The following is a 7,945-nucleotide window of genomic DNA, read 5'->3' as shown; positions in this document are numbered from 1 at the left end:
TTGTAGAAGAGCCAGAGCTTGAAGAAGAGCCAGTGCTTGAACAAAAGCCAGAGCTTGTAGAAGAGCCAGACCCGGAACTTATAGAAGAACCAGAGCAAGAGCTTGAAGAAGAGTCTGAATCTGCGGATGATTTTACTGATATATCACAATCGCTTTTAGACCCAGAAGATTCGCTTGAAGAATACACTGACGACACACTAAAAAGCGTAGATGAACTTTTAAATGAGTTACAACAAGCAACAGATGATGATTACGTAGAAACGCCGGATTGGTCTTTAGACGAGCTTGATGATGACATGGAGGAGATTGAAGTCGACCTAGGTGACGATCCACTTGCGGCTGATGAAGCTGATCTGACGCAAGATGATGAAAGCCAGGAAGATGAATTAGTAACTCCTAGTGAAGAGCTTGATGAATACCCTGAATTAGAATTGGATGATTCGCAACCTATCGAAGATGAGCCTTCGTTTGTTCCTGAGGAGCTACAAGGAGATTCTCTGGACGGCGATGCTAAAGGCATGTCGCCAAGTCAGGCTGAACAAGACTTAGCTAGCTCACTAATTGGTGACATTGATCTAGATAGCCTAGAAGATGATTTTGATGATGAACTTTTAATTGATAATGACTTTACTGAATTAACCTCTGACAATGAGCAAGCGTTGGATGTTGATGCTAAAGAGCAGGCAGATTTATTAAATGATGAATTAAACCCAAGCGAGTTAGAAAATGAAAATATTGATAGCTTACTTGAAGAGCTTGAAGATATAGAGTTACCTGAACAAGCAGATACTCAGTCACCTTTAGAACATGAGGAATTAAATAACTCTGAACTGCTAGAAGACGCTGACACAACTGAACATACACCACTGTCGGCTAGCCAAACTGAGCAAGATTTAGCAAATGCGCTTTCTCAAGATGTTGATTTAAATTCTTTAGATGATGACTTTGATAATGAACTATTAATTGAAAATGATTTCTCTGATTTTGACGACGATTTAGAGGCTTTAAATGAGCTAGAGCTTGATAACGAAGTTTTAGCTGAACCTGATAGCCCAGAAACCATAGACGAGCTGCCTGTTGAACCAGAAAAATTAGATGATGTTCTAACGCAGACGACAGAGGATAGTTTACTCGAACAAGCCTTTACTGATGAGTTGACACCGCAAACAAACGCGGAGCGAGAAGCGCAACTAACGCAAACGAATACTACTGATCAAAACAATGTTATTTCAGATGATGAACTCGATGAAGAGTTTATGGCTGATTTAACACAAACTGACTTTGATTCATTACTAAATGAATTAGCACAGCCAGAAGAACTAAATGTTGATGATTGCAGTGATTTTGATGTCGATTTTGATAGCTTATTAAGCGAAGACTTAGTCGAAAATTCAGGCGTGGATAAACCTCAAAATGCGCAAATTAATGAAGTAGATACGTCAGTAGAGGATGCCTTCGTTGATATAGACTCGTTGCTTGAGCAAAGTGACGATGCTGAACTTGAACACGAACCATATAACGATGTAAATATGGATGTAGGTTTGAGCGAGTTTGACGCATTATTAGCAGGTGATAACCCAACTGATGTAGATGCTGAAAGCGGTGGGTACTCTGCCAAGCTAGACCTTGCTCGTGCATACATTGAAATCGACGACTTTGACTCTGCATTAAATGTGATTGATGAGGTTATCGACAAAGGCCCTGAGGATGTTCAAGAAGAAGCACTTAGTTTAAAAGCAAAACTAAAGTAGTTTTTTAGGCATTATAAAAACCGCAATAAGGAATTTATTGCGGTTTTTTTGTAGGTATTTATTGGATCACAACACACTGGCTTTTATTGCATCGCGAGATAGCATAAAATGCCCCGTTCATTAGTACAGTAGGTAAAGCAGTAATTATGCGAGTAGCACTTGGAGTTGAATACAATGGCGCACGTTACAGTGGTTGGCAGCGTCAATCACATGTAAATAGTGTACAACAAGAAGTTGAAAAGGCGTTGTCGCGTATTTGTAATCATCCTGTAGAAGTTACCTGTGCGGGGCGCACAGATGCTGGCGTTCATGGAACAGGCCAAGTAATACATTTTGATACTGATGCTCAGCGCGATATGGTTGCATTTACTTTAGGCATGAATACGTTAATGCCCAAAGATATCGCTATTCGCTTTGCTCAGCCAGTTTCTGATGACTTTCATGCTCGCTTTAGTGCAACCGCTCGTCGTTATCGTTATGTTATTTATAATTATCCGTTTCGTGGAGCTGTATTAAACGAAGGTGTTACGCACTTTCATCATCATTTAGATGAAACTAAAATGCAGCAAGCTTGCCAGTATTTAATAGGTGAGCACGACTTTACCTCTTTTAGAGCGTTGCATTGCCAAGCAAATACGGCAACACGTACAATTCATCACTTATCGGTACAGCGTCAAGGTGATTACGTTATTATAGATATAAAAGCGAATGCTTTTTTACATCATATGGTGCGTAATATTACTGGTTGCCTTATGGATATTGGTTTGCACAAGCATGAGCCTGTATGGCTAAAAGAGCTTTTAGATGTTAAGGAGCGAGCAAAAGCTAGCGCCACTGCAAAAGCCGCAGGTTTATATTTAGTTGATGTTGACTACCCTGAACAATTTAATGTACCTAAAACGCCATTAGGGCCTTTATTTTTGCCTGATGTTGATATTTAATCAGCATCGGCTTTTAGCTATTTACTAAGTAGCAGCAACTACTAAGACCAGTTTTTTATACCGTGTTAGTGTAATTCATGTTTTAATTGAAAAAATTTGTCTGTGAGTTATTACTTGCAGGCTCGCGACACAGAACAGCATTAAGAGAGTTGCAAATGAGTTGGCTAGAAAAAATCTTACCAAAAACGACAAAATCATCAGGTCGTAAAGAAATCCCAGAAGGTGTTTGGGCTAAATGTACATCATGTGACTCAATTTTATATAAAGCTGAGTTAGAAAAGTCATTAAATGTATGTCCTAAATGTTCTCATCACATGCGTGTAAGTGGCCGTAAGCGCCTTGAAAGCTTTTTAGATGAAGCTGATCGTGTTGAGCTTGGTACACAACATGAGCCTAAAGATATACTTAAGTTTAAAGATTCTAAAAAGTACTCAGACCGCATTAGCGCAGCTCAAAAAGCAAGTGGTGAAAAAGACGCTCTAGTTGCCATGAAAGGGCGCTTAAAAGGCGTACCTATAGCAGCTGTAGCCTTTGAATTTTCGTTCATGGGTGGCTCTATGGCATCTGTGGTAGGTGCACGCTTTGTAGACGCTGTAGATGAATGTTTAGAGCATAACATGCCGCTCATTTGTTTTTCGGCTTCAGGTGGAGCACGTATGCAAGAAGCGCTAATGTCGCTTATGCAAATGGCTAAAACAAGTGCCGCTCTTGCTAAAATGAGCGAAAAAGGTTTACCATTTATTTCTGTAATGACTGACCCAACGATGGGCGGCGTATCAGCATCTTTAGCAATGCTAGGCGACATTAACGTTGCAGAGCCAAAGGCTTTAATTGGTTTTGCGGGCCCTCGTGTTATTGAGCAAACTGTTCGTGAAACGCTACCAGAGGGTTTCCAGCGTAGTGAATTTTTACTAGAACACGGTGCAATTGATATGATTATCGACCGCCGTGAAATGCGCGATACCTTAGCGCGTATTTTAGCTAAATTTATGAACTTGCCTTCTACTGAACAAGAGCATAGAGTAGCGTAAATTTCAGCTTTACTGATTACACGCTATGACAAAAACAATCCCTAGCCAATCATCAAGCCTTGATGATTGGCTTTGTTATTTAGAAAGTGTTCATCCGGCCAATATAGAAATGGGCCTTGAACGCGTTGCCAGTGTTGCCAATAACATTGGTCTTTTAAACTCCCCTAGCAAAATTATTTTAATTGCAGGCACAAATGGCAAGGGCACAACAGCGCGTTGTTTAGAGTCTTTATTACTTGCTCAAGGCTTTTCTGTTGGCACATACGCCTCACCTCACTTAATACGCTATAACGAACGAGTTCGCATAAATGCTCAAGAACTTGATGATCAATATCATGTAGATGCATTTCATTTGTTAGAACAAGGGCGTAAAGACACACAGCTTACTTATTTTGAATATGGCACCTTAGGTGCTCTTGCTATTTTTAAACGCTGCCAAGTTGATTATGTGTTGTTAGAAGTGGGGTTAGGTGGGCGTTATGACGCAACAAATATAGTGACACCATTTGCCAGCGTCATCACTACAATAGATTTAGACCATAAAGAATATCTAGGCGACACCCGAGAGCTAGTCGCTTACGATAAAGCAGGTATCTTTCGTGAAAACACTCCCGCAATTATAGGTGATTTAAATATACCTCACACCATGACTGATTACGGCGATGAAATTAATGCCAATATGGTTTTATCGGGCAGTGACTTTATTTTTAAAGAAAATGCGCACAGTTTTACCTGGCAGTATAAAGAGCTTGATTTAGAACTAGTTAAACCCGCAATTCCAAGTCAGAATGCTGCAACAGCTTTAACAACGCTAAGTGTTTTAAACCTACTACCTACAGAGCAAGTAATTAAGCAGTGCTTAGCTAACTTAGCCGTTGAAGGTCGTTTTCAACAACTAAGTGAAGTGCCTTTGGTTTTTACTGATGTGGCTCATAACCCAGAATCTGCTCGTTATTTAGCTAATAAGTTATCAAGCTACGTAGATAAAGGCTTTAAAATTCATGCATTAGCCGCTATGCTTGCTGATAAAGATAAAGCAGGTGTACTTAAAGAAGTAAGCCACTTAGTAAGTCAGTGGTCGGTAGCGAGTTTAGGTGGTCCGCGCGGAGATAGCGCAGAAAACTTAAATAACGCACTTCAAAGTATCTCTCAGGCTAATAATATACACAGTTATAGTAGCGTTGCAGAAGCCCTAGATGAAATTTTACCACAGCAAAAAAACGACACTGTTTTGATTGTTTTTGGTTCGTTTTTTACAGTCGCTGGCGCTATTAATTACTTTAAAAAATAGAGAGGGTATCGGTGAACTCAGGTTTTATTAATCGCTTAGTCGGAACGAGTATAGTGGTGATCGCAGCAATTGTGTTTATCCCTAACATTCTAGATGGCGAAAAAGTACACTATAAAGAAGGCTTCAAAGCTATTCCAGATAGCCCTGAGTTCAAAACAATTGATCTTCAACAATCAATTGACGAAAAAGTAGCTGATTCAGAGCCGCTAAAGCAAGATGAAATAGAAGATATAACTGCCGATGATGATATTTTAAAGCAGCAACCAGTGGTTACAGAGAGCGATTATGCTGAGCAACCAAAGCTTGTTGAAGCGACTATAGAGCCAAAAGAGCAGCCAAAGGTTAAAGACGTTGTGCCTGTTAAAGCAAAGCCTATTGCACCTCGCAAAAGTGATGAAAATCTTACAAGCATGGCTTATGTTATTCAATTAGGTAGCTTTTCTCATGTTGCTAATGTTAAAGCGCTGCAGGCTAAGTTAAAGGCTCAAGGTTTTAAAACATTTACTAAGCCTATAAAAACACCAAATGGAACACTCACAAAAGTGTTTGTTGGTCCATCGCTCGATAAAGCAGAGCTGCAAAAACAGCTCCCTGAGCTGAAAAAGCTTACCAAACTAAATGGTAAAGTGACTCAATACGAAGTGACAAAATAATATTTTAAAAGGCTCATTTAATGAGCCTTTTTTATTTTTAGACAATTATTTTTTAATGCTTCAGTGCACATAATGTGTATTTTTATATGTTAATTATTTGTATTAACACCAACATGGTAATCTCCCGTTTAAACTTGCATACAAACGATGTTTAGGTATAGAATGCGCCCCAAATTAGCGACTAATTGGTTCTTATGATCTGGGTTGATTACGCCATTCTTGGCATCATTGCACTGTCTACCATCATCGGTTTAATACGCGGCTTTGTAAAAGAAGCAATGTCATTAGCGGTATGGGCTGGCGCCTTTATCATCTCTAGTTTATTTTACCAATATTTAGCTTCCTTCCTAACAACCATTTCTGAACCCCTTTTAAGAAATGCGGCGGCCATAGCCATATTATTCTTTGCGACGCTACTGTTAGGCGGTTTACTAAACTATATTTTAGGTGAGCTTGTACATCGTACTGGTTTATCGGGTACCGACCGTGTTTTTGGCATAGTGTTTGGTGCTCTACGAGGCGTGTTGGTCGTGAGCGCGTTACTCTTCTTTCTTGATGCTTTTACTGGTGCACCTAGCACGCACTGGTGGGGCAATTCTATTTTGATTCCAGAATTTGGCTTTGTTGTTGAATGGTTTTTTTCGTACCTCGAAAACAACTCTAGCTTTTTAAATTCAGTAAACCGTTAATCGGCGAGGATAAATTACATGTGTGGTATCGTTGGAATAGTCGGAACGTCTCCTGTAAATCAGGCGATATATGATGGCTTAACCGTTTTGCAGCACCGAGGCCAAGATGCCGCGGGTATTATTACCATAGAGAACAATACGTTTAGCTTACGCAAAGCGAATGGTCTTGTGAAAGATGCATTTCACACCCGCCATATGAAGCGACTACAAGGTACAATTGGTATTGGCCATGTGCGTTATCCAACTGCAGGCTCTTCTAGTTCATCTGAAGCGCAGCCTTTTTATGTTAACTCACCATTTGGTATTGCACTTGCCCACAATGGCAACCTTACAAATGCTGAAGCGTTAAAAGAGCAGTTATTTTCAGAAGCTCGCCGTCACGTAAATACAACTTCAGATTCAGAAATTTTGCTTAACATCATGGCACATGAATTAAGCAAATCAGATAAGTTACATTTAGACCCTGAAGATATTTTTACAGCAGTAACCGAAGTAAACAATAAAGTAAGTGGTGGTTATGCAACAATTGCAATGATCATCGGTCACGGTATTGTTGCTTTTCGTGACCCGAACGGTATTCGCCCATTAGTATTTGGTAAGCGTGAGACCGAAAAAGGCACTGAATATATGTTCGCTTCAGAAAGCGTAGCGTTAAAGCCAGATGGCTTTGAATTTATTCGAGACGTAGCACCTGGTGAAGCTATTTATGTTACAGAGTCGGGTGAGTTTCATTCGCTAAGCTGTGCAGAAAAAGCATCATACTCTCCGTGTATTTTTGAATTTGTTTATTTTGCTCGTCCTGACTCTACCATCGACCGCATGTCTGTTTACGCAACACGCGTAAATATGGGCACTAAACTAGGTGAAAAAATTGCTCGTGAGTGGGCTGATAAAGACATTGACGTAGTTATCCCAATCCCTGAAACATCGTGCGATGTAGCTCTAGAAATTGCTCGTGTGCTTGATTTGCCTTACCGCCAAGGTTTTGTAAAAAACCGTTATATTGGTCGTACGTTTATCATGCCAGGCCAAGAAATGCGTAAAAAGTCAGTGCGTCAAAAACTAAACGCTATTGACCGAGAATTTAAAGGTAAAAATGTACTATTAGTTGATGACTCAATTGTACGTGGTACTACATCAGCACAAATAGTTGAAATGGCACGTGAATCCGGCGCTAAAAACGTATACTTTGCATCGGCAGCACCTGAAATTCGTTTCCCAAATGTGTATGGTATTGATATGCCATCGGCAGCTGAGCTTATTGCTCACGGCCGTGAAGTAGAAGATATTAATACGAGCATTAGCGCAGATGGTTTAATTTTCCAATCATTAAACGATTTAATAGCCGCAGTAAGCCAAGAAAATCCTGAAATTACAAAGTTCGAAACATCTGTTTTCGATGGCCAATACATCACTGGCGATATAGATCAGGATTACTTAAACAGAATAGATAAATTAAGAAATGACTCAGCAAAAAGCACTCGCGAAAACGCTATGTCTGCTAATTTAGAAATTCATAATCAAGATGAAAATGAATCAGATTAATTTTTGATTAAAAATTATCAGGTATAAAAAAAAGGAGCTAAATA

Annotated in this window: 7 protein-coding genes; all 7 read left to right on the top strand. The window is 39.7% G+C overall.

Translation table 11 applies throughout. The features are described from left to right. A partial coding sequence (locus CWC11_RS12440; RefSeq protein ID WP_283241008.1) for a FimV/HubP family polar landmark protein occupies positions 1–1,751 on the top strand: 1,751 nt, incomplete at its 5' end. 146 nt (positions 1,752–1,897) lie between these two features. Then, positions 1,898–2,692: a tRNA pseudouridine(38-40) synthase TruA gene (gene truA / locus CWC11_RS12435; protein ID WP_138682937.1), complete on the top strand. Its 795-nt coding sequence runs from the start codon at positions 1,898–1,900 to the stop codon at positions 2,690–2,692. A 155-nt stretch (positions 2,693–2,847) separates the two neighbouring features. Next, positions 2,848–3,723, top strand: a complete 876-nt coding sequence (gene accD / locus CWC11_RS12430; protein ID WP_138682936.1) for an acetyl-CoA carboxylase, carboxyltransferase subunit beta — start codon at positions 2,848–2,850, stop codon at positions 3,721–3,723. A 25-nt stretch (positions 3,724–3,748) separates the two neighbouring features. Then, positions 3,749–5,014 carry a bifunctional tetrahydrofolate synthase/dihydrofolate synthase gene (gene folC / locus CWC11_RS12425; protein ID WP_138682935.1) on the top strand — a complete coding sequence of 422 codons (1,266 nt, stop codon included), beginning with the start codon at positions 3,749–3,751 and terminating at the stop codon, positions 5,012–5,014. Positions 5,015–5,025: 11 nt separating this feature from the next. Continuing rightward, positions 5,026–5,667 carry an SPOR domain-containing protein gene (locus CWC11_RS12420; protein WP_138682934.1) on the top strand — a complete coding sequence of 214 codons (642 nt, stop codon included), beginning with the start codon at positions 5,026–5,028 and terminating at the stop codon, positions 5,665–5,667. A 194-nt stretch (positions 5,668–5,861) separates the two neighbouring features. Then, positions 5,862–6,356 carry a CvpA family protein gene (locus CWC11_RS12415; RefSeq protein WP_058548420.1) on the top strand — a complete coding sequence of 165 codons (495 nt, stop codon included), beginning with the start codon at positions 5,862–5,864 and terminating at the stop codon, positions 6,354–6,356. 18 nt (positions 6,357–6,374) lie between these two features. Further along, positions 6,375–7,901 (top strand): amidophosphoribosyltransferase, encoded by a 1,527-nt coding sequence (purF, locus tag CWC11_RS12410; protein ID WP_058548419.1) that lies wholly within the window; start codon positions 6,375–6,377, stop codon positions 7,899–7,901. The last annotated feature ends 44 nt before the right edge of the window (positions 7,902–7,945 follow it).

Source organism: Pseudoalteromonas sp. S3178 (assembly GCF_005886985.1).
Taxonomy (GTDB): Bacteria; Pseudomonadota; Gammaproteobacteria; order Enterobacterales; family Alteromonadaceae; genus Pseudoalteromonas; species Pseudoalteromonas carrageenovora.
Note: the sequence above shows the minus strand (reverse complement) of the source record. Positions and strands in the feature narration are given on the sequence as shown.